The organism is Rhizobium sp. FG96 (genome assembly GCF_057808655.1).
This window is the reverse complement of sequence record NZ_JBMDIL010000001.1, coordinates 189,090-212,894: the sequence shown is the minus strand read 5'-3', so window position 1 is coordinate 212,894 and position 23,805 is coordinate 189,090. Positions and strand designations below refer to the sequence as shown.

Here is a 23,805-nt window from a genome sequence, read left to right as displayed (position 1 = left end):
CTCTGTTAACGCAAGAATGCACAAATTCTGTACGTAGTACCCAAAAGGATACCGTCAAATGTCTCTGCCCCGCGCCAAGCTGACGAAGAACTTCCCCGGCTGCCCGGTGGAGGCGACGTTGAGCTTTCTCGATGGCAAATGGAAGGGCGTCATCCTGTTCCATCTGATGGACGGAACGCTGCGCTTCAACGAGCTGCGCCGAAAGCTTCCGGCGGTGACGCAGCGCATGCTGACCAAGCAGCTGCGCGAGCTCGAAGATTGCGGGCTGGTCTCGCGAAAGGTCTATCCGGTCGTGCCGCCGCGCGTCGAATATACGATGACGCCGCTCGGCGAGACGCTGAAGCCGGTCATCCGGGCGCTGGCTGCCTGGGGCGACGAACATGTGTTCTGCCGCCCCGATGGCATGGAATTGCGCGAAGCCTCAGGCGCTGCGGCTGCGGCGCTCCAGGCGTAGCGACGCCGCGAAGACGAAGATACCGAGGAACGACAGGAAGGCGCCGACATAGCCCGTCGAGGCGTAACCGTAGCCCCAGGCGATGACCAGGCCGCCGAGCCAGGCGCCGAGCGCATTGGCGATATTGAAGGCCGAGTGATTGGAAGCGGCCGCCAGCGTCTGCGCATCGGCGGCAACATCCATCAGGCGGGTCTGCAGGGCAGGGCCCGCCGCAAAGCCGCAGCCCGTCAGGAACACGCAGGCGGCGAGCATGACCGGATTGGCGGCCGTCAGCGAGAAGCAGCTGAGCACGACGATGTTGAAGATCAGCGAGCCGCCGATCGTGCCCATCAGCGACTTGTCGGCGAGCCAGGAGCCGAGCACGTTGCCGACATTCATGCCGATGCCGAACAGCACCATCATCACAGCCACCATGCTGGCCGGCAGCATCGCCACCTTCATCGTCGTATCGGCGATATAGCTGAACATCGCGAACATGCCGCCGTAACCGACAGCGGCAATGGCGAGCGTCAGCAGCACCTGCGGGCGCTTGAAGGCGCCGAGTTCGCGCATGAAGCTTGCACCTTCCTCCACCTGATCGCGCGGCACGTAGTACCAGATCAGCGCCACGGTCACGAGGCCGATGACGCCGACGGTGGTGAAGGCGATGCGCCAGTCGAGCGACTGGCCGAAGAAAGTGGCAAGCGGCGTGCCGAGCAGCGTGGCGATCGTCAGGCCGAGCATGACGCGGCCGACGGCGCGCGCCCGCTTGTGAACCGGCACCATCGACGCGGCGACGATCGCCGCCACGCCGAAATAGGCGCCATGCGGCAGGCCGGTGATGAAGCGCAGCAGCGTGAAGCTCTCGAAGGTCGGCGCCATGGCGCTGAGGATATTGCCGACGGCGAAGATGCCCATCAGCAGTAGAAGCAGCGAGCGCCGCGCCATCTTCGCCGCAAGCACGGCGATGACCGGCGCGCCGATGACGACGCCGAGTGCATAGGCGCTGATCACGTAACCCGCCTGCGGGGTGGTGACCGAGAAGGTGCCTGCCACATTCGGCAGCAGGCCCATGATCGCGAATTCACCCGTGCCGATGCCGAAGCCGCCGCAGGCAAGCGCCAGCTGCACCAGCGCGACCGCCATCGGCGAAGGCGCCTCCGCAATCGGTGCATCGAGGGAATCGTCTACGGCGATCTGGCTCACGGGAGCTCCTTGGGCATGTATCAAAAGCGGTTCACCGGAAGCGTTCGGCTCCGGTGTCGGCCTGTCTATGGCGGGAAGGGAGGTACGTGCCTCCATTTTGCATTCTATCCCTGATTGGCGGCAGAGCGTCGAGTGCATTTTTTGCAGTGCAGCGTCCTGTTATCGGCATACGTCCATTGCATTATTAGCATTTGCCAAGGCTTGCCGCCGCACTGCGCAAACTAGCTGCGCGCTTGAAATCGCCTATCGCAAAACCATCTCTAGCTGTGATTTGCAATTCGCCGTGGGGGCATGGATACCGCATGAAGCTTGTCGGTTTTTTTAACAAGGATGGTGGCACGTTCCGCACCACGGATATGGAAGCCTATGAGCGGCAGGCCGAGGCGACATTCCGCGAGGCTGGCCATGACTTCGAAGCCATCGTTTTTCCCGGCAAGGAGATCGTTCCGGCCATGGAACGCGCCGCCCGCCGCGACGATATCGACGGCATCGTTGCCGGTGGCGGCGACGGCACGATTTCGGCGGCTGCCTCGATCGCCTGGAAGAACGGCGTTGCGCTCGGCGTCATCCCTGCCGGCACGATGAACCTTTTCGCCCGCTCGCTGAAAGTGCCGCTCGATATCTGGCAGGCGCTGGATACGCTGGCCTTCGGCGAGGTCGATCACGTCGATATCGCCAGCGCCAACGGCCGCCCCTTCATCCACCAGTTCTCCGCCGGTCTTCACGCCCGCATGGTGCGCTACCGCAATTCCTACAGCTTCCGCTCCCGCCTCGGAAAGATGCGCGCCAGCACCCGCGCCGCCTTCGGCGTGGTGATGAACCCGCCGGAATTCGAGGTCGAGTTCGAGGCGCTGGGTGTCCGCGAGCGCCGCCGCGTCTCGGCAGTCTCGGTCTCCAACAATCCCTTCGGCGAAAACGCGCTGCTCTATGCCGACAATCTGCGCAGCGGCGAACTCGGCTTCTATACTGCGAAGCCGCTGCGGCCGATGGGCGTCGCGAGGCTCGCCTTCGATATGCTGCGCGGCAAGGTCCGCGATAACGCTGATGTCATGGTGATGCATCCGGCCGAGGTGCATCTGCATTTCCCGAAGATGCGCGCCAAATCCAATTGCGTCATGGATGGCGAATTGCTGCCGCTTGAGCGCGACATCCGCCTGCAGCTGCACCCGGAAGAGCTGAAGGTTCTCGTCAGGCAGGGTCTCGCCGCGCAGAACGACGAGACGGAACGGCGGGAGCCTGCCGCCTAGAGCGTTTCCTGGTTATATTGAAGCGTTCTGTTGGCTCAAACGGAGTCGAATGGTCGACCGGCTGGCGCGCGTCGTAGCCCAGATCTACGGCCAAGCCAGCCGGTCGATCAGGCGGCCCGTTTCAGCCAACCCTCCGGGCCGGGCATCTTTCCGCCAGGATCAAAGGCGATTGGCTCGACCGTACCTAGGGGTATGCCCTTCGCCAATCGCCTTTGCCCTGTCGAAAACCTGCTCCGGCAGAATGCTTCAATATAACCAGGAAACGCTCTAGATCCGCGGCAAGTAGGTGCGGTAGTCGAAATCAGACACGGTGCGCAGATGGGCCAGCGCTTCCTTGTATTTCGTATCGCCGTAGAGCTTCTGATAGCGCGCGCCGAAGACATCCTTGATGAAGGGCGATGCGCGGAAGGCTTCAACCGCCGTCAGGAAATCATGCGTCAGCCGCTCGGTATTCTCAGGCACATGCGAAGGCGTCGTCTCTTCGCCCGGGTCGAGATCGCCGTCGAGACCAAACAGCATGCCGCCGAGGATTGCTGTCAGCAGCAGATAGGGATTGGCGTCGGCTCCGGCGACGCGATGCTCGACACGGGCCGCCGGGCCATTCATATCCGGGATGCGGATCGCCGTGCCGCGATGCCCATAACCCCAGGTGAGATCAACAGGCGCAAACGACCCCGGCTGAAAGCGGCGGTAGGAATTGGCGAAGGGCGCGAAGACCAGCTGCGCCTCGCGCATCGATTTCAGCATGCCGGCGGCGACTGACTTCAGCAACTTAGGCTCGCCGCCCCTGGCGTCCAGAATATTGCGGCCATCCTTGTCGATGATGCTCGCGTGAACATGCAGGCCGGAGCCGGCATGGTCGGAATAGGGCTTGGCCATGCAGGTGGATTTCAGGCCGTGCCGCTTCGCTGCCTGCTCGGCGACGCGCTTCAGATAGATGCAGTCGTCTGCGGCTGCCAGCGCATCCGGCCGGTGCAGCAGGTTGATCTCGAACTGGCCGGGGCCGAATTCTGCCGTCGTCGCATCGGCGGGCAGCTCCATCGCGCTCGCATAGCCACGCACGGTCTTGAGATAGTCGTCGAGCGCATCCGTCGCGCTCATGTCGTAGAGCTGATAGCCGTTCGGCTCGCCGCGATAGGTGAGCTTCTTCGGCGGGGAGGGGCGGCCGGTTTCCAGCCAGTCCTGCTCGACGACGTAGAATTCCAGCTCGGTGGCGACGACGGGCGTCAATCCGCGCTCGTCATAACGCTTCAGCACCGAAGCGAGGATGGCGCGCGGATCCATGAAGCTCGGGCTGCCGTCGAATTCGTGCATCGTCGCCAGCACCTGCATCGAGCCCTCGGGCGCCCAGGGCAGCGGCGCCAGGCTGCGCTGGTCGGGGATGCAAAGGCCGTCGGGATCGCCGATCGTCAGCGACAGGCCGGTAATGTCGTCATTGTCGTCGCCCCAGATATCCAGCGACTGCGTCGAGGAGGGCAGGCGCACCTCACCGGCCCAGACCTTCTTCTGTGCATCGAGCGGAATGCGCTTGCCGCGCAGGTCGCCGTTCATGCCGACAAGCATGATTTCGATCCAAGGCTCGTCAGTTGCAGCTTTGCCGTGCATCTTGTCAGCCGTCATGATCTTGAAAATCCCCTCTGAGCAGGCCAAGGTCGTAACCCATTGGGAAGATCCTTTCAATCTCTGCAGGTGTTTCGCAAATCATGTCCGATACTTACCAGCGCTCAAATCTCGCCGCCCTTGATGCCGCCCATCATCTTCACCCCTTCTCGGACATGAAAAAGCTCAACGCGGACGGCACGCGCATCATCGAGCGCGGCGAAGGCGTCCATATCTGGGATAATCAAGGCAAGAAATATCTGGATGGTTTCGCCGGTCTCTGGTGCGTCAATGTCGGCTATGGCCGCAAGGAAATCACCGATGCGGTCTCCCGGCAGATGAACGATCTGCCCTATTACAACACCTTCTTCGGCACCACGAGCACGCCGACGACGCTGCTCGCCGAGAAGGTCACCGCCCATGCCGGAGAGCGCTTCAACCACGTCTTCTTCACCGGCTCCGGCTCGGAGGCCAACGACACCTGGTTCCGCATGGCGCGCGTGTATTGGAGCGCTGTCGGCAAGCCTTCGAAGAAGACGGTCATCGCCCGCCGGAACGGCTATCACGGCTCGACCGTCGCCGGTGCCAGCCTCGGCGGCATGAAATACATGCACGAGCAGGGCGACCTGCCGATCCCGGGGATCGTCCATATCGGCCAGCCCTACTGGTACGGTGAGGGCGGCGATCTCTCGCCCGCCGAATTCGGCCTGAAGGTCGCCCGCGAGCTGGAAGCGAAGATCGACGAGCTCGGCGAGGAGAATGTAGCCGCCTTCGTCGCCGAGCCGATCCAGGGTGCTGCCGGTGTCATCGTCCCGCCGGAGACCTACTGGCCGGAGATCGCCCGCATCTGCAAGGCGCGCAACATCCTGCTGGTCACCGACGAGGTGATCTGCGGCTTCGGCCGCCTCGGCGAATGGTTCGGCCATCAATATTACGGCGTCGAGCCCGATCTTGCCCCGATCGCCAAGGGCCTGTCCTCAGGCTACCTGCCGATCGGCGGCGTGCTGGTGTCCGACCGCGTCGCCGATGTCCTGATCAACGATGTCGGCGATTTCAACCACGGCTTCACCTATTCCGGCCACCCCGTCTGCGCCGCCGCCGCGCTGGAAAACCTGCGCATCATCGAGGACGAGAAACTGGTCGAGCGCGTCCGCGACGACATCGGCCCCTATTTCGCGAAAGCCTGGGGCGCACTCGCCGATCACGACCTCGTCGGCGAAGCCGCAAGCGTCGGCCTGATGGCCGCCCTGCAGCTCACCGCCGACAAGAAGACCCGCACCCGCTTCGAAAAGCCCGACGCCATCGGCTCGCTGGTCCGCAACCACGCGCTCGCCAACGGCCTGGTACTGCGCGCCACCGCCGACCGCATGCTGGCCTCGCCGCCGCTGATCATCAGCCATGCGGAGGTCGACGAGATGGCGCGGATCACGAAGATCGCGCTGGATGCGGCGTGGAAGGAATTGCGCGGTTAGGGGGCAGGCGGCGCGATCAGCGCATAGCCGAACCGGTAGGTGTCGTTACCCTTGGCGTAGAAATACGGCACATCGATCGCTGAAAGCTGCTGGACGGAGCCGCTGAACTCCGGTCTCGCGGCCAGCCATTCCGCGGCCTTTGCCGGCAAGGCGGTCTCCTCCCTCTTTCGCTGCTGCCACACGATCAGCAAAGGATGTTCTTTCGAGATCGAAACTTTTGGGTTGAAGGCGGCATAGTCCAGGGCAGTGACAGTGACGGGGAAAAGGTCTTTCCGAAGGTTGCCGCCAAGCAGGCTGGTGTCCGCAACAATAGCAGCGGGATTGGTCTGCTGCCGCAGCGCTTCGGCGAGGCGCAGGTAAGGCGTGTTGAGCCGCTCGTAGTCCCCGTTGAAGCTCGCCATCGCGATGCGGCCGATAAGGATCGAGGGGACTGCAATCATGATGATCACGGCGATCGGCATGAAGCGGCGAAGTGCTTGGGCAACATCGATCTTCGATGCTTCGATTTTCAGCGCCAGATAGAGCGGCATGACGAAGAACAGCGGCACTAGCCACCGGTCCTTGACCTGCGAGGCGCCGCCGAAGAAGACCAGCATGAGAATGCCGAGCATCGAAAAGAGCATCATGCGTCCGAAGAGGCGCGTCCATGCCGAGCTCCCCGAAAAGGCGGAGAGTAGTGGTTTGCGAAAGACGATCGCGAATATGAGCAAGGTCACCGCGCAAAAGCCGATGACTGCAAGCAGCAGCGAACCCGTGCCGGTCAGTACCTGCATGACATAGCTTGCATCGCCGCTATCCGTTAGCTTTTCGAGCGTGCGAGCGGTGGCAAAGCCGAGGTTATCCTTCAGCCAGAACAGGTGCGGCGTGGCGATCGCGATGGTGACGAGTGCCGTCAGCGCAATGCGCCAGTCGAACACCCGCTTGCGCATCTGCTGATCGAAGAGAACGGCAAGCAGCGCGGAAATCGGCAGAAGTGCGAAATTGTATTTCGAGAGGAACCCGAGGCCGATCCCGAGGCCGGTAACGACATAGGCCAGCGTATCGCCTTTGTGGAGCGCCCGGATGAAGCCATAGAGGAACAGGCATCCGGAGAAGAACACCGCGACCGTGTGCGTCAGGTCGCGCTGCATCTCGAACGCCACTTGAGGCAGTGTAAGAAGCCCGAGCGTCGCGATTGCGGCGAGCGCATCGTTTCGTAGCAACCGCCTCGCCGTCAGCCCGTAGAGCAGATAGGAAATGAAGAGAAGCGTGTTTTTCGTCGCGGCAAGCGCGAGCACGGAGATGCCGCTGAACGAGAAGATCGCATATTGCAGCCAATTGTAGAACGGCGGCTGCGGTCCATACCCGGCGGCCAGCCATTGCGATCGAAAGGCTTGCTCCGCTTCGTCGAGGCCGAGCGTCGGCGGCATGACGATCCGCACGATGACCTGCAGGATGAAGTAGCCAGCCAGCAGGACGAAAACCCAGCCGATCCCGCTCTTGCCGGCGTTAACGGTGCTGTTCATTCTATTTGCGCCCAACCCAAGCGTAGCCAAAGGTGAACGTGTCACCGCTCTTGCCGAGATAATAGGGGAGCGCGAGCGTGCCGAGGTCGCTTGGCTCGATCTTGTTCTCGCTCATCCAGGCCGAAAACGCTTTTGGCATCGGTGCATCCTGGCCGTTCTTGCTCCGCCAGACGAGGAGCAGGGGGCTCGCGTTTATGGCATCCACGGAAATGCCTCGATCAGGAAAATCCGGGATGATGATTGGCGTACCGGGAAACTGGAGCCGGAGATTGCCACCGACATAATGATCGTCGGCCATGATGAGTGCCGGCCGTCCCTGGCTGGCGAGCGATCTTGCCAATGTTGCAAAGGGAACGTTCAGCTTTGTGTATGAGCCGATGTATTCCCCTGCCACCACTCGTATGGCGAGGATGGCGACCACCACTATCATCAGGATCGGGACGGCGCGAAGGAAGCGGCGAATCGGCAGGCCGAAGTCGGCGCCGGATACTTCGAGCTTGCGGAACATATAGAGCGGCAGGACGAGCAGGAACGGGTCGAGCCAGCGTTCGCGAATGTGTGTGGTGCCGGTCACCAGGATCACGCCAATGATTGCGATCAGGCTGATCGCAATCATCCGCTCCATCAGCCGTGTCCAGCGATCCCCGGCTTTCAAGGCGCGGATAAGGTCGCGCCGGAAGGAGGCGGCGAAGATCACGATTGTCAGTGCTGAAAAAGCGATGAGCGCGATGACGAACGAAAGCAGCCCTTCGCCGGCCGGAAAGACGTCGCTTGCCTCACGCCGATCGACCATCTTGCTCAGCGTTCCCGCGGTTGCCAGATCGACATTGCTGTAAAGCCACAGCAGATGCGGCGAGGCGATTGCGAGCGAGACTGCAAGCGCCGGCAGGATTCGCCAGTCGAAGAGACGCTGGCGCCACTCGCGGTCCGGGATCGCAGCGGCGATCGCGATCAGCGGCATGAGCGCAAAATTGTATTTCGAGATGACGGCAATGCCGGTGGCGATGCCGAGCAGCATGTAGCTGCCGAAACTCGGTCTTTCGAGTGTACGGAAAAAACCGAACAGGAACAGCGAGGTGGCGCAGAGCAGGGCGACCGTATGCGTCAGGTCCTGCTGCGGCATGTAGGCAACCTGCGGCAGTGTCAGGAGCGCCAGCATCGACGCCGCCTGCACGGAGCGGTCCTTCAGGACCTCGCGTCCCGCCAGCCCGTAGAAGACGTAGCAGAGAAACAGCAGGATGTTCTTGGGCACGGTCAGCGCCCAGATCGACGGTCCGACGACCGCGACGATCGCATATTGCAGCCAGTTGTAGAACGGCGCCTGCGGTCCGTACCCGGCGAGCAGATATTGCGAGTAGAAGATCTGCTCTGCCTCGTCGAGCTCCAGCGAATGCGGGAGCGCGACGCGAAGGGCAATGTTCAGCAGAAAGTAGGCGGCAAGCAGAATGAGTGCGTTGCCGATCGATCTGCCGAACGATTGGACCGGGTGGATACCCGGCTGAGCCTTAACTCTGGCTTCCATCGAAGATCTGCCGGACGATGTAGTTCGGCGAGGCGTCGTCGCGGTAGTAGGTGCGGGCGATCATTTCGGCGAGGATGCCGGTGGTGATCAGCTGCACCGAGGACAGCAGGAAGACGACGCCGACCATCAGCATCGGGCGCGTGCCGATGTCGTTGCCGAGGATGAACTTGTCGAAGAACAGATAAAGCAGGATCAGTGCCGCGATCGCGCCGAAGCCGAGACCGAGCGAACCGAAGAAGTGGCCGGGACGCGCCTTATAGCGCATGAAGAACATCACCGACAGCAGGTCGAGGATCACGCGGAAGGTGCGCGAAATGCCGTACTTCGACACACCGTGCTGGCGCGCGTGATGCGTCACCGGCACTTCGCCGATGCGCGAGCTCGGCACGACGCCGGCGACCCATGCCGGGATGAAGCGGTGCATTTCGCCCATCAGCTTCACCTGCTTGATGATCGAGGCACGGTAGATTTTCAGGCTGCAGCCGTAATCGTGCAGCTTCACGCCGGTGATGCGGCCGATCAGATAATTGGCGCACCAGGAGGGGATCTTGCGCAGCAGCAGGCCATCCTGGCGGTTCTTGCGCCAGCCGACCAGCAGGTCGAGTTCGCGGCGCTCGAGTTCGGAGACCATCGAAGGAATGTCCTTCGGGTCGTTCTGCAGGTCGCCGTCCATGGTGGCGATCAGGCGGCCACGGGCCGTATCGATACCGGCCTGCATGGCGGCCGTCTGGCCGAAATTGCGCTGCAGCTCGACGATGCGCAGCGTGAGCCCGGCGCGGCCGGCATATTTCTTGGCGTTGACGAGCGTCGCATCGGTGCTGCCGTCATCGACCAGGATCAGCTCCCAGCTGCTCGGATACTGGGCCATTGCCTCGCAAATGCGCTCGACGAGCGGGCCGACGCTTTCTTCTTCGTTGAAGATCGGAACCACGAGCGAAAGCTCAAGCGGCGCTCCGGCATCATTTGCGGTCGAAAGCGACTCTGACATTGTCTGCAACTCTTATTGCTCCTAAAAGGCCGTTCATGGCCAAGCAGGCGGCCGTCGCCGCCCAAAGTCAGGATGCCTACTACATGAACTCTCCGGTTGGCGCTAGCCGACAATCCTGGTTCGCACGCAATCGCATGACGTTGCTCACCGTTGTGATTGTCGCAGCCTATGCACTCTTCATCGAATGGTTTTGGGGCTGGTCCTCCATCCTGGCGCAATGGGCAGCCGTCGGCGTCCTGCCGATCGTCATCGCGCTCGTTCTCTTGACCAGCACCTATTTCCTGCGCACCTGGCGCATCCTCGATTACTTCCCGCGCGAGACATCAGGCCAGTTCCGCACGCTGTTCCGCGTCACCCAGATCCATAACCTGCTCAACATCATGCTGCCTTTCCGCAGCGGCGAGACCAGCTTTCCGCTGCTGATGCGCACCGAGTTCGGCATTCCGCTGGCGCGCGGCACCTCGGCGCTTCTCGTCATGCGCCTGCTCGATCTTCATGCATTGCTTGCGGCAGCCGGAATCGGTTTGGCAAGCGAAGCGGGTAACGGCTTGATTGCATGGATCATCTGGGCGGCCTTCCTGGTGCTCCCGGTCGCAGCCTTCATCGTCCGCAAACCGCTGCTGCGCTTCGGCTTCAAGCTTGCGCCGAAGAAGGCGCAGGGCTTTCTGGCCGAGATCGAGAACGGCCTGCCGGTCGATGGCATCGCCTTTGCGCGTGCCTGGGCGATGACCGCGGTGAACTGGCTGGTGAAGGTTCTGGTCCTTGCCTGGGCTCTCAGCCTGATGGGCGTGCTGCCGCTGGCCGCGAGCTTTGGCGGCGCGCTTGGCGGCGAGCTCTCGTCCGTTCTGCCGGTTCATGCACCGGGCGGCGTCGGCACCTATCCGGCCGGCATCACCGCCGGTGCAGTCGCTTTCGGCGCCTTGGGCGGGAAGGAAGCGCTGGCGGCACTGGCGCAGGCGAGCATCAATGCGCATCTGCTGATCATCGTCTCGGCCCTGACGGGAACCGCGATCTCACTGCCCTTCGGCCGCCGCCGTCAGCTCTGAGATCCGCTTCCTCAGGAAGTTTCGCTCCGGCTCCTGCTGGCAGAGCGACAGTGCACGCTCATAGGCCTCGATTGCCTCCGCGATCCGTCCGAGGCGGCGCAGGAAATCGGCGCGCGCCGAATGCGCCAGATGATAGCGCTCGAGATCGCCGGATTGCAGGATGCCGTCGATAATCGCCAGACCCTGTTCGAAACCCTCGGACATGGCGATCGCCACCGCCCGGTTCAGCGCCACGATGGGCGAGGGCTGGGCTTTCGCAAGCAGATCATAATAGCGGGCGATCTGCCGCCAGTTGGTGGCTTCTGGCGTCGCCGCTTTCGAGTGCTCGGCGGCGATCGCCGCCTGCACCGTATAGAGCCCGACCTCTTCGCCAGCCATCGCGCGCTGCAGCAGCTGTAGCCCTTCGATGATCTTGCCGCGATCCCAGGCGGAGCGGTCCTGCTCGTCGAGCAGCACCAGGCGCCCGTCATCGCTCGATCGCGCCTGCCGCCGCGAATCCTGCAGCAGCATCAGCGACAGGAGCCCGTCGATATCCCTATGCGGCAGCAGCTCGCCGACCAGCCGCGCCAGCCGGATCGCTTCACCCGTCAAGCCGCTGCGCACGACTGCGCTGCCTGAAGAGGCCGAATAGCCCTCGTTGAAGACCAGGTAGATAACGTGCAGCACCCGGTCGAGCCGCTCCGGCAGTTCAGGCTTTTCCGGCACCTCGTAGGGGATCTCCGCCGCGCGGATCCGGTTCTTCGCCCGCACGATCCGCTGTGCCACCGTCGGCGCGGGGACGAGGAAGGCATGGGCGATCTCTTCCGTCGTCAGGCCGCAGACTTCGCGCAGCGCCATTGCCACCTGCGCCTCGGCAGGAATGACGGGATGGCAGCAAGTGAAGATCAGCCGCAGCATGTCGTCGGCAATCGCGTCCATGTCGTCTGCCTCCTCTGTTGCGGGATAAAGGCTGTCCTCGATGTCCTGCACGGACGCGTCGAAACGCGCCCGGCGGCGGATATGGTCGATCGCCCGGAAGCGCCCGGCCGAAACCAGCCAGGACACCGGATTGCCGGGAATGCCGTCGCGCGGCCAGGTTCGCGCCGCCTCGGCAAAGGCGTCGTGCAGCGCTTCCTCCGCCCGGTCGAAATCGCCGAGCAGGCGGATCAGCGTCGCCAGAACCCGGCGCGACTGCGAGCGGTAGATATCCTCGATGACCCTGTCCAAGCGCTACTCCGGCAATGTCAGAAGCCGCACCGGCCGGACCTCGACCGCTCCGAAACGCGCCGACGGGATTCGCGCGGCGATCTCTTTTGCCGCTTTATCGTCGGGCGCCTCGATGACGTAGAACCCGGCAAGATGCTCCTTGGTCTCGGCGTAGGGGCCGTCGGTCGCCTGCAGCTGGTTGTCCCGCACCCGCAGCACCGTCGCCGTCTCCGGCGGCTGCAGCGCGTCGGCATGGATCATCGTCCCGTCGGCACGTAGCTCCTCGTCGAAACGGAAATGGTCGGCGACCAGCTGATGCCCTTCGGCCCGTGTCAGCGTTCCGTCGCGGTCGGCGGAATTGTAGATGAGGCAGAGATAGCGCATCGGCTCACACCCCGTCTTCGATCGAATAGGCCGGCCGCACCTCGATCGACGCATATTCGACGATCGGGAAGGCCGAGGCGATCTCGGTCGCTTGGCTGATGTCCCGGGCCTCGATCAGCACGAAGCCGCCGAGATGTTCCTTGATCTCCGCAAACGGCCCGTCGGTAGCATTGAGCGTTCCATTCGTCACGCGAACGGTCACCGCGCTCTCCGGCTCGCGCAACGCGAGCGCGGTCAGCAGGTGTCCGCTGTCGCGCCAGCGGTTGTCGCTGAGGATGCATTGCTCCGTCAGCCTGTCCCACTCGGCCTGGGTCACCTGCTTGCTCTTTTCGGTATCGAACCAGATCTGGCAGAGGAATTTCATCGCGCGGCCTCCTGCAGCTTGCTCTTGAAGTCATGGACCGGCCGGACTTCGATCGAGCCGTATTTCGCCAGCGGAATGCCGGCCGCAGCCCGGATCGCATCGTTGAGATCCTTGGCTTCGATCAGGATGAAGCCGCCGAGCTGTTCCTTGGTCTCGGCAAAGGGACCGTCGGTCATCGCCATCTCGCCGTCGCGGACCTTGACGGTCACCGCCGCGCTCGGCGCCTGCAGCGCTTCGGCATGGATCATATGGCCGCTGACCTCCAGGTCGAGATCGTATCCGGCCGAATCCCGGTCGAGTGTCCTTTTTTCCTCATCACTCATCCGTTCGAGCACCGATGGCTCGAACCATACCTGGCATAGATATCGCATTGCGGCTTTCCTCCTGGCTGCCTCTCACAGCCCTTGGACGAAGAGACTAGGCGGAAATCGACAGGCGCGGGAAAAATCTTTGTTGGGCTTCCGCTGTCGAAAGGACGGAGGCGCAAACGACCATGATCGTCGAAACCATTGGAGTCACGATCATGGGAATTCTTGAGATTGGAATTGCAAGCTGGGCCGCGCGCAAAAGAGCGCCGGTCAGCGCTGACGAATATTATGACATGCAGGGCTTCGATCTGCGCGGCCTGCTCGTGCGCCTGATGTTTGCCGTCGCGGTGTTCGCGGCCGTCATCTCGGGGCTCGAACTGTCGAGCCCCGCAGACAGCGGTCCGCAGGTGATTGCGGACCGCGATGTCAGGTAGGCTTACTGGAAGGCCGTCTCGAAGAAGCTGCGCAGCTTGCGGGAATGCAGCGCCTCTGGCGGCATGGCCGCCAGCTTCTGGATGGCGCGGATGCCGATCTGCAGATGCTGGTTCACCTGCGTCCGGTAAAAGGCCGTCGCCATGCCCGGCAGCTTCAGTTCGCCATGCAGCGGCTTGTCGGAAACGCAGAGCAGCGTGCCGTAGGGAACGCGGAAGCGGAAGCCGTTGGCGGCGATTGTCGCCGATTCCATGTCGAGCGCGATGGCGCGGGCCTGGGACAGGCGCTTCACCGGGCCCGCCTGGTCGCGCAGTTCCCAGTTGCGGTTGTCGATCGTGCCGACGGTGCCGGTGCGCATGATGCGCTTCAGCTCGAAGCCTTCATAGCCGGTGATCTCGGCAACGGCCGCTTCCAGCGCCACCTGCACTTCGGCGAGCGCCGGGATAGGCACCCAGACCGGCAGGTCGTCGTCGAGCACGTGGTCCTCGCGCATATAGGCATGCGCCAGCACATAGTCGCCGAGGCGCTGGCTGTTGCGCAGACCGGCGCAGTGGCCGAGCATCAGCCAGGCATGCGGGCGCAGCACCGCGACGTGGTCGGTTATCGTCTTGGCGTTGGAGGGGCCGACGCCGATATTGATCATGGTGATCCCGGCATGGCCCTTCTTCTTCAGGTGATAGGCCGGCATCTGTGGCAGCCGGCCGGGCGTTGCATCGCCTTCGGGCGCGCCGGAGCCTGCATGGGTGATGATGTTGCCGGGCTCGACGAAGGCCGTATAGCCATCACCGCCATCGGCCATCAGCTTGCGGGCCCAGGTGCAGAACTCGTCGATATAGAACTGGTAGTTCGTAAACAGCACGAAGTTCTGGAAATGCTGCGCACCTGTTGCCGTGTAGTGGGCGAGGCGGGCGAGCGAATAGTCGATGCGCTGCGCCGTGAAGGGCGCAAGCGGCGAGGGCTCGCCGGGTGGCGGGATATATTCGCCGTTGGCGATTTCGTCGTCGGTCGTGTTCAGATCCGGCGTATCGAAGAGATCGCGCATCGGGATGTCCATGAAGGCCGATGCGGAGGCCTCGACATGGGCGCCTTCGCCGAAAGCGAAATGCAACGGGATCGGCGTCGAGGATTCGGAGACGACGACGGGAACGTTGTGGCTCTTCATCAGAAGCGCCAGCTGCTCCTTCAGATAATGGCGGAACAGCTTCGGACGCGTCACGGTCGTCGTATAGACGCCGGGCGAGGTCACGTGGCCGTAGGAAAGACGGCTGTCGATATGGCCGAAGCTCGTCGTCTCGATGCTGACCTGCGGATAGAAGGCCCGGTGCCGCGCGGTGATCGGCGCACCCTTGGCGATCGCCGTGAAGCTGTCGATCAGGAAGGCCGTGTTGCGGTCGTAAAGCTCTGTCAGCGCGTCGACGGCCTTTGCCGGGTCGTCGAAGCTTTGCGGTTCAAAGGCTGGCGGAGAGGAAATATCGAGGGGTGCTAATGGAGAGATTCGTTTGCTCATGGCGCATTATAGGTTGCCATGTGCAACACGCAAGCGACGGCGGGCGGGCTCGCCCGCGCTACCTACTTATGCTCGCCCGAGCAGAAGGGGCTGGAGGATTCCAGGCAGGTATAGTTGGCGCCGAAATGCGACTGGGCGCCACCGCCGCCGCCATGCACGACCGCCGCCGAAAAGCTGATCGCAAACAGCGCCGCAAACAGCGTGATGATGGTGAAACGTCTTGCCAAGATTTGCACGTCCATATTCCCTAACCCATAAGCCCCTTCATTCTTGCCTCCCTTCTGACACAGGGCGGCTGAACGAGTGCTGAGATGCCGGTTCATATGGCGTTCAGGAATATTGACGGGTTTGGGGGAAGCATTGGGCGCGCTTGCCTTCGCCCTCATCCCTGTGCTTGTCACAGGAATGAAGGAAGTGTGGTGGCTGGAGCCCCTCATCCGGCCACCTTCTCCCCCAGGGGAGAAGGGAAAGTCGAGGATGCCGCTTCCGCCAACTTCCCCTCTCCCCCGCGGGGAGAGGGTAGGGTGAGGGGGCTCCGGCTTCGACGGGCCGTTCTAACTCCCGATCCAGAAGCGGCGAGGAAGAATAGCCCTTACAGCCGCGTCCAGGTCTGCGACTTGCAGAGAACCTTCAGAACGCAGCCCTTCATCTTCAGCGAACTGCCCGAAACCGTGCCGGAGCCGCTATAGGTCTTGTCGTTGGCAGGGTCGGTGATTTCGCCTGTATAGGTGCCGCCGGTGCCGGATAGCGTGCCGATCTTCTTGCCGGCGAACTTGCCGGTCTTCAGCGTCACGCAGAAGCCGCCGCTGCAGGGTGCGATCTCTGCCGTATCGCCGGCGACCGTCTTCCAGTTGCCGACGATCACCTCGTCGGCATGCGCGAGCCCTGCCGAAAATGCCACTGCGCCTGCGAGAATAAGTGTGCGGATCATCCATTCCTCCCTGATGTCCAAAACGCCGGCGGAAAATAACTGACGCGAACGTAAAGGTAAATAAGACTGAGCCGCAAAAGCCCGGTTTTCCGGGGGGGCCGGCAGCCGATATTTCCGTTTTCCGATTTGCCTGCTCGTTTCGTGGTGAACGAAGCGTTGATTTCGAGATCTGAATCTTTCGTAAAATTGTCTCGAAACTCCTTAATTTGCAGGCTTCGCGATGTTTAACAAAAACCCAAGTTTACCAAGCATTTGGACTTTGTTTGTCTCAAATTAATCATGCATTTTAGGCGTTTTTTGAAAGGCCAGGAGCATAGTGGAGCCATCAAACGAGCGGGGCAAACCCGCCGCACCGAAGGGACCGAAAGCCGCGATAGACGGCACGGCCCGGAAGGTAAAACAGGGCAAGTCGACAACAGGCTAAACAGGGATAAAACCGATGGCACGCTTTGAAATGCACAATGCTGAAATGGCCACCATGGGTGGCGACAAGAACGCCGACGTCTTCTGCGAAATGGGTCTGATGTATGCAACCGGCCGCGGCTGCGACGTCGATCTGGTCGCCGCGCACAAGTGGCTGAACATCGCCGCCATCAAGGGCAGCGACCGCGCCGCCGAACTGCGCGCCGATGTCGCCGCTTCGATGAACAAGATGCAGATCGTCGAGGCGCTCCGTGCGGCTCGCGAGTGGATGACCATCCACTAAGCTGCATCGAAAAATCAGACAAGAATAACAACCTCAAAAAGAGGGGGCTGGCGGGGCACTTTGGACGGGGCCGCAGCCAGGAGAACGAAACCGCGACCGGCAGAAACAAGGCCGGCGCGGTTTTTTCGTTCAGAGCGTGCGCAATACCTGCGGCAGCGATTGCTCGAACAGCGCCATATCGGCTTCCGGCCCGACGCTGACGCGGATGCAGCGGTTGAGCGGCGCCACGCCCGGCATGCGGATGAAGACGCCGTGCTGCATCAGCCCGTCGACGATCGCCCGCGCATAGGTGCCGTCGCGCCCGGCATCTACAGCCACGAAATTGGTGGCCGAGGGCAGCGGGGACAGCTGGTTTGCCCGGGCAATGTCCGAGATGCGTTCGCGCGCGGCCTGGATCTTGCCGACGACTTCGGCGAGATAGGCCTGGTCCTTCAGCGCGGCGAGAGCGCCGGCCGTCGCCAGCCGGTTCATGCCGAAATGGTTGCGGATCTTGTCGAAGGCCTGGGCTGTGCCCGGCGTCGAGATCACATAGCCGACACGGGCGCCGGCCAGACCATAGGCCTTCGAGAAGGTACGGGTGCGCACGATGTTCGGCAGGTCGATCAGCGAGGCGATCGAGGGAAGCGAGCTTGCCGGTCCGGTCTCGCTATAGGCCTCGTCGAGAACCATCAGGCAGGTCTCGGGCAGGGCGCGTGCGAAGGCGACGATCTTGTCGGCATCCCACCAGCTGCCCATCGGATTATCAGGGTTGGCGAAATAGACGAGCGGCGCATTCTCGCGCTTGACCGCGTCGAGCAGCCCGTCCAGATCTTCCCGGTCGTTGACATAGGGAACGGTGACGAGACGGCCGCCAAAACCGGCGACATGGAAATTGAAGGTCGGATAGCCGCCGAGCGAGGTGACGACGGGCATGCCGGGCTCGATGACGAGGCGGACGATCTGGCCGAGCAGCTCGTCGATGCCGCCGCCGATGGCGATATTCGCCGGGGTGACACCGAGATGGGCGGCCAGCGCCTCGCGCAGCTCGAAATTCTCCGGATCGTTGTATTTCCAGATATCGCCGCCTGCAGCACGCATCGCTTCAAGCACGGAAGGCGCCGGGCCGAAGCCGTTTTCATTGGCGCCGATGCGGGCCGCGACCTTCAGGCCGCGCTGGCGCTCGATGGCCTCTGGGCCGACGAAGGGAACGGTGGAGGGCAGGGCGCTGACCAGCGGTGTGAAGCGCGAAAAGGCGGACATGGAAATGCGGGATCCCGAATAAGACAAAAGCGGCGCCAACAATAAGCGCCGCTCCCTTCATGGCAAGGAAGATTATTCCAGAATCCGGCCTATTGCATCGCCGTGATGCGTCCGCCGCGGCGCGCTTCCATGGCTTCGACATTGCCGGCCATGAAGTCGGCGCGTACCACGCGGCGCAGCACTTCCGGATCGAGAACGTTGATGAAGCGGACGCCGATGCGCTCCTTGTTGCGGTAGACCTCGGCGCAGCCGATGCGATAGGCGAGGCCGAGAATGTTGAGGTAGTAGTGCTTGGGAAGACCTGCGGTCGAGGAGACCAGGAAGGTGGCGCCGCCGCGCGAGATATCGAGGATCTCCGCACTTCTGAGCGACATGCCGGTGAGACAGGGGCGCACGGCGATGATCCGCGCCGGGCGGTTCACCTGAAACTGCTCCCAGCGCTGGTCGTAGACCTCAGATTTCACAGTCGCAAGATGCGTTGCCCGATCCATGGACATCGTGCAGTCCTCCGTCTGGGCCAAGCTCATCCCGGCCCGTTATGGCAGAGCCTCACACGAATGTTTTGCGCATTCGTCAAAGACATCAAGACAATTTTAGTGATTATGAATTTTGTGCTTACGTGGCACAGCCTGTGCCGCGGCGGGATGGCGATCAGCCGAAAGCGCGCGCCGCCGCATAGCCGCCGGCAGCCGTGGCCGCCGTCACGAAGGTGCCCCAGGCCATATCCACCAAGCTCATCGTCACCGGCCAGTTCTTCAGCGTCGAAAGATTGGTGATGTCATAGGTGCCATAGGCGGCCAGTCCCAGAATGGCACCATAGGCAAGCGCGGTGCCGAGCGAGGCGGCATTGACCGCCGGAAGCACGGCGAGCACGACGACGGCGACGGCAAAGAACAGATAGAAGAGCGCGGCAATGCCGAAGGCCGGCTGCGGCAGCATCAGTTCGCCCAGCTGGTCGCGATAGAAGGTGCGGGCGACGAGGCCGAGCCAGATCGCATCGAGCACCAGCAGCGTGGCGAACGAACCGGCATAGGCGACGAGGGCAGTCTTCATGGCATCTCTCCCTTTTACCGGTCTCTACGCGCGGTTCACAAATTGGATTGCCGCCGTGAATCGATTTATGCGCCCGGCGCGCGAACTCTTTCAATTCCTGCACGTTTTGCCCTAGTCGATGAAGCGCTTTGCCGCTTCAGCAAACAATCAAGAGGAAAGACAAATGGCCGACATCAGAGTGCCTTGGGAATCTTGGGTTGTGGTCTGCGATGGCGCGAAGGCGCTGTTCATGCAGAATGCCGGTGACGCGCAGATCATGAATCTGCAGGTGCAGGAAACCCTGACGCAACCGAGCGCACCGACCCGCGAACTCGGCACCGACAAGCCGGGCCGCTCCTATGCGCCCGACGGACTGAGCGGCAGCGCGATCGAGCAGACAGACTGGCAGGCACAGGCCGAAGCCGAGTTTCTGAAGCAGGTTGCCGCCAAGATGGACGATCTTGTGCACCGGAAGGATGCCCGCCGCATCGTCCTCGTCGCCCCGCCGCGTGCGCTGGGCACGCTGCGCCCGGTCTTGAGCGCCGACGCGCAGGCCGCGATCTCCGCCGAAGTCGCCAAGGACTACACCAACCTGCCGGTCGACCAGATCGAGCGGCATCTGGCAGCGTAACCGGATATCTCGAGGCCATGTAATATGCGGGCAGCCGGTGCTGCCCGTATTTCGTTTAGGGGAAGTTAGACGCCGGTTTCGAAGCTCAGGCGCAGGACATGGTGCAGGAATTCCGCATTGATCAGCATGTTGAAGCTGATCGTCACCAGGTCGCCCTCGCGCTTGACGACGGTCGAGCCGATCTCGTCGTGGATGCCGAGGATTTCGAGGAAGAAGTGGTTGGGCATCTCCACCGAAGGGCTGACTTCCAGCACGGCGCCGCCGAGATTGATCGTGCGGATCAGGCAGCGCACCTGCGTGCCGGTGCTGAGATGGTGGCCGACGAAGATGATCTTGCCGGGCCGGTCCAGAGTGAAGTCTCGGTAGGATTGCTCCTGGTTGCCGTCATTGAGGTGCATCTGAAAGGCCATGTCAGCCTCCGCTGGTTGTATGATTGAAATGTAACACGCGAATGCTGATAAGTTCTGAAAAGCATTGGTAAATTTTGAGCCTTATGCGTGGCTGGCGGCAAAAAGCGCTTTGTTTCCGGTGGTTATGCCCCGCCGCGCGTGGTCATTATGGGGCATTCTTGACAGGAAAGCCGCTTTCCCACATACAGAAGGCGGTTCGAGGCACCGGCCGCTCGCGGATGAAAGTCCATGGTGAAGCCTCGTTTTCATAGTCACGGCCATCCGGTGCATGCTGACTGACGGCAATGCGAGCTCCCATTCACAGTCGATAATGGCATGCCTTCCGAAAGGCTGAACCTGTGACGACGACCTATCCATCCATCGACGAGCTGAAGGCTCAGGCAAAGCGCCTGCGCCAGGCCATGGAAGCCCGCGGCAGTGCGCTCTCCCATAGCGCCGCGCTCGAACTCATTGCCCAGCAATATGGCGCGCGTGACTGGAACACGCTCTCAGCGCTCGCCACCCGCCCGAATGCCGAGCCTGTCTCGCTCCTTTCGGTCGGGGCGCAGGTGCGCGGCCGCTATCTGAACCAGCCCTTCTCGGGCCGGATCCTGGCGCTGGCGCAGACCAATGGCGGGCTGCACAACATCACCATCCATTTCGACGAACCCGTCGATGTCGTGACCTTCGAGAGCTTCTCGGCCTTCCGCCAGCGCATCAACGCGCAGGTGGACGGCAACGGCATCTCGCCGCGCAAGACCTCGAACGGTCTGCCGCAGCTCGTCCTCGACATCTGATCATTCATTTCGATAGCCGGACTCCATCGATGAAACCCGTATCCGCAACCAATCCGTTTCTGACCGCGCCGCTGCCCAGGGTCTTTGCCCGCACGGCAGCGCCGATCATTCTCATCACCACCATCAACGGCCTGTTTGCCGTGGTGGACGCCTATTTCCTCGGCGCCTATGTCGGCGCCGGGGCACTTTCGGCCGTCACCCTGATCTTCCCCGGCCTGATGATGGTCGTGGCGCTGCAATCGCTCGTCTCGAACGGCATGGCGAGCATTCTGGCCCGCGAGCTCGGCGCCGGTAACCGCGATGCCGCGCGCCGCACCTTCGCGGCCGCCCATGCCCTGGCGATCGCCGTCGTCCTCATCGTCAACCTGATCTACTGGAGCGTCGGCTGGCGCATCGTCGGCAATGCGGCGGCAGGCGATCTCGCCGTCGCCGAAAACGCCCGCACCTTCATGGGCATCATGGTGGGCGCAGCACCCGTCGCCTTCTTCCTGTCGCTCAATATCGATGCGTTGCGCAGCGAAGGACGGATCGGCTTCATGACGCTTGTCATGCTGGCGGCATCCGCCCTCAACATCGCCGCCAACTGGTTCTTCATGGCGATCCTGCATTGGGGCGTTGCCGGCTCGGCGCTCGGCTCGGTGCTGGCGCAGGCGATCTGCCTGATCGCGGTGCTCGTCTACCGCTGGCGAAACGCCGCGGCGCTGCGGCCGGCCACAGGCTTCCCGCTCTCGGACTGGAAGCCGATCCTGGCGCTCGGCGCGCCGATGAGCCTCGGCTTCATCGGCATCTCGCTCTGCTCGGCCGCCGTCATCTTCAACCTGTCGATCTGGGGCGAGGGGGATTATGTCGCGACCGTCGGCGCCTACGGCATCATCACCCGCGTCATGACCGTCGCCTACCTGCCGCTGCTCGGCCTCAACATCGCCTTCCAGACGATCGCGGGCAATAACTACGGGGCGGGGCTTAGCGATCGCGTCGGCCGCAGCCTGCAGATCGCGCTGATCTCGGCGCTCGTCTATTGCGCCGGCGTCGAACTGATCGTCGAACTCTCGGCAACGCGCCTCGGCCACATCTTCGTCGCCGACCCCGTCGTCATCGCCGAAGTGTCCCGCATCCTGCCCTGGACTGTCGGCGCCTATTTCCTGTTCGGCCAGATGATCGTGCTGTCCGGCTATTTCCAGGCGATCGGCGATGCCAGACGGGCGGCGATCTTCGGCCTGTCGCGCGCCTATCTCTTCACCCTGCCGCTGACCTTCCTCCTGCCGCACGCCTTCGGCGAGATGGGCATCTGGATGGTCCCGGTCTTCGCCGAAGCCTGCATGTTCATGCTCGCCTTTGCGGTGCTCGCGCGGAATGCGCGGAGGATGGGGTGGCGGTATGGGTTGTTGCCGGTGTGAATAGGGAAGTGCCCGAGAAGGCGGTCGGCGAGGTGTTGTAGCGCTCACCCCACCCACCCTCATCCCCTGTGACGAGCACAGGAATGAGGGGGCTAGGGCCTTACCCTCAGTCCTTCTTGCCCGCCGTCGCCGCCGTATCGGCCTCCTTCAGCGCCTTGGCGCATTCCTCGCAGCAGACTTCGACGGTCGTGCCGCCGAGCTTGACGCTGATGGCGTCGTGGCCGAGTTCGCAGTCGCAGGCGGCGCATGTGGTCTTCTTCATCTTCCGGTCCTCCGTTGGTGATCCCGTTCGGGACAGGACCATAGAACCACCGGAGGCACCCGCCTCGCTGTCGAATTCTTTAGCGACTTATCGCGGACGCAGCCGTGCCGCGCGCTGGAATTCGCCGGGCGTCTGGCCATAGGCCTGGCGGAAGGAGGAGGTGAAATGGCTGTGGCTGGAGAAGCCAAGATCGAGCCCGAGGGCCGTCAGGTCGTCGTACTTGCCGAGCAGATCGAGCGCCCGGGCGAGCCGCAGTCGCAGCTGGTAACGGTAGAGTGGCGTCGCCTCCACCTGCTGGAAGACCTGCGTCAGATAGACGGGCGAGACGCCGACTTCGGTGGCGATTTCCGCAAGCGTCCAGCGCCTTGCGAGGTCGGAGGAGAGCACCAGCTTGGCGCGGTCGACGAGCTTCTGCCGCCCGGTGGTCGCCGCGGCCGCATGCGAAGTCCGTTCGCCGAGCGAGCGGCGCACGAGCGTCAGTGCAAGCGTTTCCGCTTCCAGCGTCTCGGCCGCGTTCTGGCGTAACCCATGACGGAGGAGCGCGACGAGCGCCTGCGCCCGCGGATCGATCCGGCGGCGCTGGCGGCGAAAGCCGAAAAGCTCTCCCGCCTGGATCTGGTCGCGGGGCGCGAGCTCGGCAAGCAGAGCATCGTCGACGGAAAGATCGATGCAGGCATCGCCGCCATCGACGGGATGGCTGATCTGGTAGCCCTGGCCGGCATTGAAGAACAGCATCTGGTTGGCTTCCGCCACCGTGTCGTTGCGCCCGACATGGCGCATGAAGACGCCGCGATAGGGATAGACCAGGCTGGTCTTGTGGGCGCATTCCTCGCCGCCGCGATGACGGCATTCGCCATTGCAGACAACGTCGCGGATGGCGACGGTGTCCGTCTTCAAAAGCAGCGCTGTCGAAAATTGCGGCATCACATCGTCCGGAGATTGGAAAGGCACACTACCACAGTTCAGTCGCGGCAATAGACGTGCACGTCGCTTTCGGTCTGGTAGCGCGAAAGCCCGATATCCTTCAGCTGCGCATCGGAGAGTTCCATGACGGCATTGAGGTTGCGCCGCTCCCTGAGCTTGCGCGCCGTCCAGCGATAGAAGGAGAGGAGGGTGGCCAGCAGGCGCGATTGCGCCTTCTGCTGCTGGCGGCCGTCGCGGCCGGAAATGAGGGTGGTCGAGCCGTGCATGATATTGCTCCATCGCTGTTGTTTCGATGGAGG

At 62.7% G+C, this 23,805-nt stretch carries 28 protein-coding genes; 9 read left to right on the top strand and 19 right to left on the bottom strand.

Annotated elements, in window-relative coordinates; genetic code table 11:
- The first annotated feature begins 58 nt into the window (after nucleotides 1–58).
- On the top strand, nucleotides 59–454 hold the full coding sequence (locus tag ACODR6_RS01120; RefSeq protein ID WP_199626679.1) for a winged helix-turn-helix transcriptional regulator: 396 nt from the start codon (nucleotides 59–61) through the stop codon (nucleotides 452–454).
- On the opposite strand, the gene ACODR6_RS01115 is transcribed toward ACODR6_RS01120, so the two are convergent.
- Nucleotides 422–1,639 (bottom strand): MFS transporter, encoded by a 1,218-nt coding sequence (locus tag ACODR6_RS01115; protein ID WP_203429227.1) that lies wholly within the window; start codon nucleotides 1,637–1,639, stop codon nucleotides 422–424. The two genes, ACODR6_RS01120 and ACODR6_RS01115, sit on opposite strands and share 33 nt — an antisense overlap.
- Nucleotides 1,640–1,941: 302 nt before the next feature.
- On the opposite strand from ACODR6_RS01115, the gene ACODR6_RS01110 reads away from it, so the two are divergent.
- Nucleotides 1,942–2,886, top strand: coding sequence for a diacylglycerol/lipid kinase family protein (locus ACODR6_RS01110; RefSeq protein WP_203429226.1), 945 nt, complete (start codon nucleotides 1,942–1,944; stop codon nucleotides 2,884–2,886).
- Nucleotides 2,887–3,153: 267 nt separating this feature from the next.
- On the opposite strand, the gene ACODR6_RS01105 is transcribed toward ACODR6_RS01110, so the two are convergent.
- Nucleotides 3,154–4,506 (bottom strand): glutamine synthetase family protein, encoded by a 1,353-nt coding sequence (locus ACODR6_RS01105; RefSeq protein WP_489020145.1) that lies wholly within the window; start codon nucleotides 4,504–4,506, stop codon nucleotides 3,154–3,156.
- Nucleotides 4,507–4,589: 83 nt separating this feature from the next.
- On the opposite strand from ACODR6_RS01105, the gene ACODR6_RS01100 reads away from it, so the two are divergent.
- Nucleotides 4,590–5,957, top strand: a complete 1,368-nt coding sequence (locus ACODR6_RS01100) for an aspartate aminotransferase family protein (RefSeq protein ID WP_489020143.1) — start codon at nucleotides 4,590–4,592, stop codon at nucleotides 5,955–5,957.
- On the opposite strand, the gene ACODR6_RS01095 is transcribed toward ACODR6_RS01100, so the two are convergent.
- The 3 genes from ACODR6_RS01095 to ACODR6_RS01085 are packed head-to-tail and all read right to left on the bottom strand — an operon-like array spanning nucleotide 5,954 to nucleotide 9,972.
- On the bottom strand, nucleotides 5,954–7,462 hold the full coding sequence (locus ACODR6_RS01095) for a glycosyltransferase family 39 protein (RefSeq protein WP_489020141.1): 1,509 nt from the start codon (nucleotides 7,460–7,462) through the stop codon (nucleotides 5,954–5,956). The two genes, ACODR6_RS01100 and ACODR6_RS01095, sit on opposite strands and share 4 nt — an antisense overlap.
- 1 nt (nucleotide 7,463) lies before the next feature.
- Nucleotides 7,464–8,984: a glycosyltransferase family 39 protein gene (locus ACODR6_RS01090; protein ID WP_489020139.1), complete on the bottom strand. Its 1,521-nt coding sequence runs from the start codon at nucleotides 8,982–8,984 to the stop codon at nucleotides 7,464–7,466.
- Nucleotides 8,968–9,972 carry a glycosyltransferase family 2 protein gene (locus tag ACODR6_RS01085; protein WP_489020137.1) on the bottom strand — a complete coding sequence of 335 codons (1,005 nt, stop codon included), beginning with the start codon at nucleotides 9,970–9,972 and terminating at the stop codon, nucleotides 8,968–8,970. The genes ACODR6_RS01090 and ACODR6_RS01085 overlap by 17 nt, the downstream gene beginning before the upstream one ends.
- An 83-nt stretch (nucleotides 9,973–10,055) precedes the next feature.
- On the opposite strand from ACODR6_RS01085, the gene ACODR6_RS01080 reads away from it, so the two are divergent.
- A complete protein-coding gene (locus ACODR6_RS01080) occupies nucleotides 10,056–11,018 on the top strand; it encodes a lysylphosphatidylglycerol synthase domain-containing protein (RefSeq protein WP_489020699.1) in 963 nt (320 codons plus the stop codon).
- On the opposite strand, the gene ACODR6_RS01075 is transcribed toward ACODR6_RS01080, so the two are convergent.
- The 4 genes from ACODR6_RS01075 to ACODR6_RS01060 are packed head-to-tail and all read right to left on the bottom strand — an operon-like array spanning nucleotide 10,986 to nucleotide 13,322.
- A complete protein-coding gene (locus ACODR6_RS01075; RefSeq protein ID WP_489020135.1) occupies nucleotides 10,986–12,224 on the bottom strand; it encodes an RNA polymerase sigma factor in 1,239 nt (412 codons plus the stop codon). The two genes, ACODR6_RS01080 and ACODR6_RS01075, sit on opposite strands and share 33 nt — an antisense overlap.
- Before the next feature lie 3 nt (nucleotides 12,225–12,227).
- The gene (locus ACODR6_RS01070; protein ID WP_130278609.1) at nucleotides 12,228–12,587 is read right to left on the bottom strand and encodes a YciI family protein; all 360 of its coding nucleotides are present in this window, start codon (nucleotides 12,585–12,587) and stop codon (nucleotides 12,228–12,230) included.
- 4 nt (nucleotides 12,588–12,591) lie between these two features.
- On the bottom strand, nucleotides 12,592–12,951 hold the full coding sequence (locus ACODR6_RS01065; RefSeq protein WP_489020133.1) for a YciI family protein: 360 nt from the start codon (nucleotides 12,949–12,951) through the stop codon (nucleotides 12,592–12,594).
- A complete protein-coding gene (locus ACODR6_RS01060) occupies nucleotides 12,948–13,322 on the bottom strand; it encodes a YciI family protein (RefSeq protein ID WP_489020131.1) in 375 nt (124 codons plus the stop codon). The genes ACODR6_RS01065 and ACODR6_RS01060 overlap by 4 nt, the downstream gene beginning before the upstream one ends.
- A gap of 122 nt (nucleotides 13,323–13,444) precedes the next feature.
- Between ACODR6_RS01060 and ACODR6_RS01055 the strand changes: the two genes are divergently transcribed.
- On the top strand, nucleotides 13,445–13,693 hold the full coding sequence (locus ACODR6_RS01055; RefSeq protein WP_203429217.1) for a hypothetical protein: 249 nt from the start codon (nucleotides 13,445–13,447) through the stop codon (nucleotides 13,691–13,693).
- A 2-nt stretch (nucleotides 13,694–13,695) separates the two neighbouring features.
- Here the strand turns inward: ACODR6_RS01055 and ACODR6_RS01050 are convergent, their stop codons facing one another.
- The 3 genes from ACODR6_RS01050 to ACODR6_RS01040 form a co-directional block, all read right to left on the bottom strand.
- Nucleotides 13,696–15,198, bottom strand: coding sequence for an AMP nucleosidase (locus ACODR6_RS01050; protein WP_489020129.1), 1,503 nt, complete (start codon nucleotides 15,196–15,198; stop codon nucleotides 13,696–13,698).
- Between the two features lie 62 nt (nucleotides 15,199–15,260).
- On the bottom strand, nucleotides 15,261–15,440 hold the full coding sequence (locus ACODR6_RS01045; protein WP_112719611.1) for a hypothetical protein: 180 nt from the start codon (nucleotides 15,438–15,440) through the stop codon (nucleotides 15,261–15,263).
- Between the two features lie 350 nt (nucleotides 15,441–15,790).
- Complete coding sequence (locus ACODR6_RS01040; protein WP_489020127.1) at nucleotides 15,791–16,129, bottom strand: DUF2147 domain-containing protein; 339 nt, start codon at nucleotides 16,127–16,129, stop codon at nucleotides 15,791–15,793.
- 439 nt (nucleotides 16,130–16,568) lie between these two features.
- On the opposite strand from ACODR6_RS01040, the gene ACODR6_RS01035 reads away from it, so the two are divergent.
- A complete protein-coding gene (locus ACODR6_RS01035; protein ID WP_112719609.1) occupies nucleotides 16,569–16,835 on the top strand; it encodes a sel1 repeat family protein in 267 nt (88 codons plus the stop codon).
- A 129-nt stretch (nucleotides 16,836–16,964) separates the two neighbouring features.
- Here the strand turns inward: ACODR6_RS01035 and ACODR6_RS01030 are convergent, their stop codons facing one another.
- From ACODR6_RS01030 to ACODR6_RS01020, 3 genes are all read right to left on the bottom strand, one after another.
- Nucleotides 16,965–18,074 (bottom strand): pyridoxal phosphate-dependent aminotransferase, encoded by a 1,110-nt coding sequence (locus tag ACODR6_RS01030; protein WP_489020125.1) that lies wholly within the window; start codon nucleotides 18,072–18,074, stop codon nucleotides 16,965–16,967.
- Nucleotides 18,075–18,163: 89 nt separating this feature from the next.
- Nucleotides 18,164–18,571 carry a PilZ domain-containing protein gene (locus tag ACODR6_RS01025; RefSeq protein ID WP_112719607.1) on the bottom strand — a complete coding sequence of 136 codons (408 nt, stop codon included), beginning with the start codon at nucleotides 18,569–18,571 and terminating at the stop codon, nucleotides 18,164–18,166.
- Nucleotides 18,572–18,725: 154 nt separating this feature from the next.
- Nucleotides 18,726–19,127 carry a DUF2177 family protein gene (locus ACODR6_RS01020; RefSeq protein WP_112719606.1) on the bottom strand — a complete coding sequence of 134 codons (402 nt, stop codon included), beginning with the start codon at nucleotides 19,125–19,127 and terminating at the stop codon, nucleotides 18,726–18,728.
- A gap of 163 nt (nucleotides 19,128–19,290) precedes the next feature.
- Here ACODR6_RS01020 and ACODR6_RS01015 point away from each other — a divergent pair, with 163 nt between their 5' ends.
- On the top strand, nucleotides 19,291–19,737 hold the full coding sequence (locus ACODR6_RS01015) for a baeRF12 domain-containing protein (protein ID WP_203429214.1): 447 nt from the start codon (nucleotides 19,291–19,293) through the stop codon (nucleotides 19,735–19,737).
- 65 nt (nucleotides 19,738–19,802) lie between these two features.
- On the opposite strand, the gene ACODR6_RS01010 is transcribed toward ACODR6_RS01015, so the two are convergent.
- Nucleotides 19,803–20,147, bottom strand: coding sequence for a hypothetical protein (locus tag ACODR6_RS01010; protein WP_489020122.1), 345 nt, complete (start codon nucleotides 20,145–20,147; stop codon nucleotides 19,803–19,805).
- Nucleotides 20,148–20,485: 338 nt separating this feature from the next.
- Here ACODR6_RS01010 and ACODR6_RS01005 point away from each other — a divergent pair, with 338 nt between their 5' ends.
- Nucleotides 20,486–20,923, top strand: coding sequence for a glyoxalase superfamily protein (locus ACODR6_RS01005; RefSeq protein WP_203429213.1), 438 nt, complete (start codon nucleotides 20,486–20,488; stop codon nucleotides 20,921–20,923).
- 29 nt (nucleotides 20,924–20,952) lie between these two features.
- On the top strand, nucleotides 20,953–22,320 hold the full coding sequence (locus tag ACODR6_RS01000; RefSeq protein ID WP_203429212.1) for an MATE family efflux transporter: 1,368 nt from the start codon (nucleotides 20,953–20,955) through the stop codon (nucleotides 22,318–22,320).
- A gap of 106 nt (nucleotides 22,321–22,426) precedes the next feature.
- Here the strand turns inward: ACODR6_RS01000 and ACODR6_RS00995 are convergent, their stop codons facing one another.
- The 3 genes from ACODR6_RS00995 to ACODR6_RS00985 all read right to left on the bottom strand — a co-directional run bounded on the left by ACODR6_RS00995 (nucleotide 22,427) and on the right by ACODR6_RS00985 (nucleotide 23,772).
- Complete coding sequence (locus tag ACODR6_RS00995) at nucleotides 22,427–22,582, bottom strand: hypothetical protein (protein ID WP_165402613.1); 156 nt, start codon at nucleotides 22,580–22,582, stop codon at nucleotides 22,427–22,429.
- An 87-nt stretch (nucleotides 22,583–22,669) separates the two neighbouring features.
- Nucleotides 22,670–23,506 (bottom strand): helix-turn-helix transcriptional regulator, encoded by an 837-nt coding sequence (locus tag ACODR6_RS00990; protein WP_489020119.1) that lies wholly within the window; start codon nucleotides 23,504–23,506, stop codon nucleotides 22,670–22,672.
- Between the two features lie 38 nt (nucleotides 23,507–23,544).
- Nucleotides 23,545–23,772, bottom strand: coding sequence for a YjiS-like domain-containing protein (locus tag ACODR6_RS00985; protein ID WP_489020117.1), 228 nt, complete (start codon nucleotides 23,770–23,772; stop codon nucleotides 23,545–23,547).
- Between the last annotated feature and the right edge of the window lie 33 nt (nucleotides 23,773–23,805).

Excerpts from the sequence above, each read along its gene's own strand:
- ACODR6_RS01120 (WP_199626679.1), top strand. The coding sequence starts at position 59 with ATGTCTCTGCCCCGCGCCAAGCTGACGAAGAACTTCCCCGGCTGCCCG.
- ACODR6_RS01110 (WP_203429226.1), top strand. The coding sequence starts at position 1,942 with ATGAAGCTTGTCGGTTTTTTTAACAAGGATGGTGGCACGTTCCGCACC.
- ACODR6_RS01105 (WP_489020145.1), bottom strand. The coding sequence starts at position 4,506 with ATGACGGCTGACAAGATGCACGGCAAAGCTGCAACTGACGAGCCTTGG.
- ACODR6_RS01100 (WP_489020143.1), top strand. The coding sequence starts at position 4,590 with ATGTCCGATACTTACCAGCGCTCAAATCTCGCCGCCCTTGATGCCGCC.
- ACODR6_RS01095 (WP_489020141.1), bottom strand. The coding sequence starts at position 7,462 with ATGAACAGCACCGTTAACGCCGGCAAGAGCGGGATCGGCTGGGTTTTC.
- ACODR6_RS01090 (WP_489020139.1), bottom strand. The coding sequence starts at position 8,984 with ATGGAAGCCAGAGTTAAGGCTCAGCCGGGTATCCACCCGGTCCAATCG.
- ACODR6_RS01085 (WP_489020137.1), bottom strand. The coding sequence starts at position 9,972 with ATGTCAGAGTCGCTTTCGACCGCAAATGATGCCGGAGCGCCGCTTGAG.
- ACODR6_RS01080 (WP_489020699.1), top strand. The coding sequence starts at position 10,056 with ATGAACTCTCCGGTTGGCGCTAGCCGACAATCCTGGTTCGCACGCAAT.
- ACODR6_RS01070 (WP_130278609.1), bottom strand. The coding sequence starts at position 12,587 with ATGCGCTATCTCTGCCTCATCTACAATTCCGCCGACCGCGACGGAACG.
- ACODR6_RS01065 (WP_489020133.1), bottom strand. The coding sequence starts at position 12,951 with ATGAAATTCCTCTGCCAGATCTGGTTCGATACCGAAAAGAGCAAGCAG.
- ACODR6_RS01060 (WP_489020131.1), bottom strand. The coding sequence starts at position 13,322 with ATGCGATATCTATGCCAGGTATGGTTCGAGCCATCGGTGCTCGAACGG.
- ACODR6_RS01055 (WP_203429217.1), top strand. The coding sequence starts at position 13,445 with ATGATCGTCGAAACCATTGGAGTCACGATCATGGGAATTCTTGAGATT.
- ACODR6_RS01050 (WP_489020129.1), bottom strand. The coding sequence starts at position 15,198 with ATGAGCAAACGAATCTCTCCATTAGCACCCCTCGATATTTCCTCTCCG.
- ACODR6_RS01045 (WP_112719611.1), bottom strand. The coding sequence starts at position 15,440 with ATGGACGTGCAAATCTTGGCAAGACGTTTCACCATCATCACGCTGTTT.
- ACODR6_RS01040 (WP_489020127.1), bottom strand. The coding sequence starts at position 16,129 with ATGATCCGCACACTTATTCTCGCAGGCGCAGTGGCATTTTCGGCAGGG.
- ACODR6_RS01035 (WP_112719609.1), top strand. The coding sequence starts at position 16,569 with ATGGCACGCTTTGAAATGCACAATGCTGAAATGGCCACCATGGGTGGC.
- ACODR6_RS01030 (WP_489020125.1), bottom strand. The coding sequence starts at position 18,074 with ATGTCCGCCTTTTCGCGCTTCACACCGCTGGTCAGCGCCCTGCCCTCC.
- ACODR6_RS01025 (WP_112719607.1), bottom strand. The coding sequence starts at position 18,571 with ATGTCCATGGATCGGGCAACGCATCTTGCGACTGTGAAATCTGAGGTC.
- ACODR6_RS01020 (WP_112719606.1), bottom strand. The coding sequence starts at position 19,127 with ATGAAGACTGCCCTCGTCGCCTATGCCGGTTCGTTCGCCACGCTGCTG.
- ACODR6_RS01015 (WP_203429214.1), top strand. The coding sequence starts at position 19,291 with ATGGCCGACATCAGAGTGCCTTGGGAATCTTGGGTTGTGGTCTGCGAT.
- ACODR6_RS01010 (WP_489020122.1), bottom strand. The coding sequence starts at position 20,147 with ATGGCCTTTCAGATGCACCTCAATGACGGCAACCAGGAGCAATCCTAC.
- ACODR6_RS01000 (WP_203429212.1), top strand. The coding sequence starts at position 20,953 with ATGAAACCCGTATCCGCAACCAATCCGTTTCTGACCGCGCCGCTGCCC.
- ACODR6_RS00995 (WP_165402613.1), bottom strand. The coding sequence starts at position 22,582 with ATGAAGAAGACCACATGCGCCGCCTGCGACTGCGAACTCGGCCACGAC.
- ACODR6_RS00990 (WP_489020119.1), bottom strand. The coding sequence starts at position 23,506 with ATGCCGCAATTTTCGACAGCGCTGCTTTTGAAGACGGACACCGTCGCC.
- ACODR6_RS00985 (WP_489020117.1), bottom strand. The coding sequence starts at position 23,772 with ATGCACGGCTCGACCACCCTCATTTCCGGCCGCGACGGCCGCCAGCAG.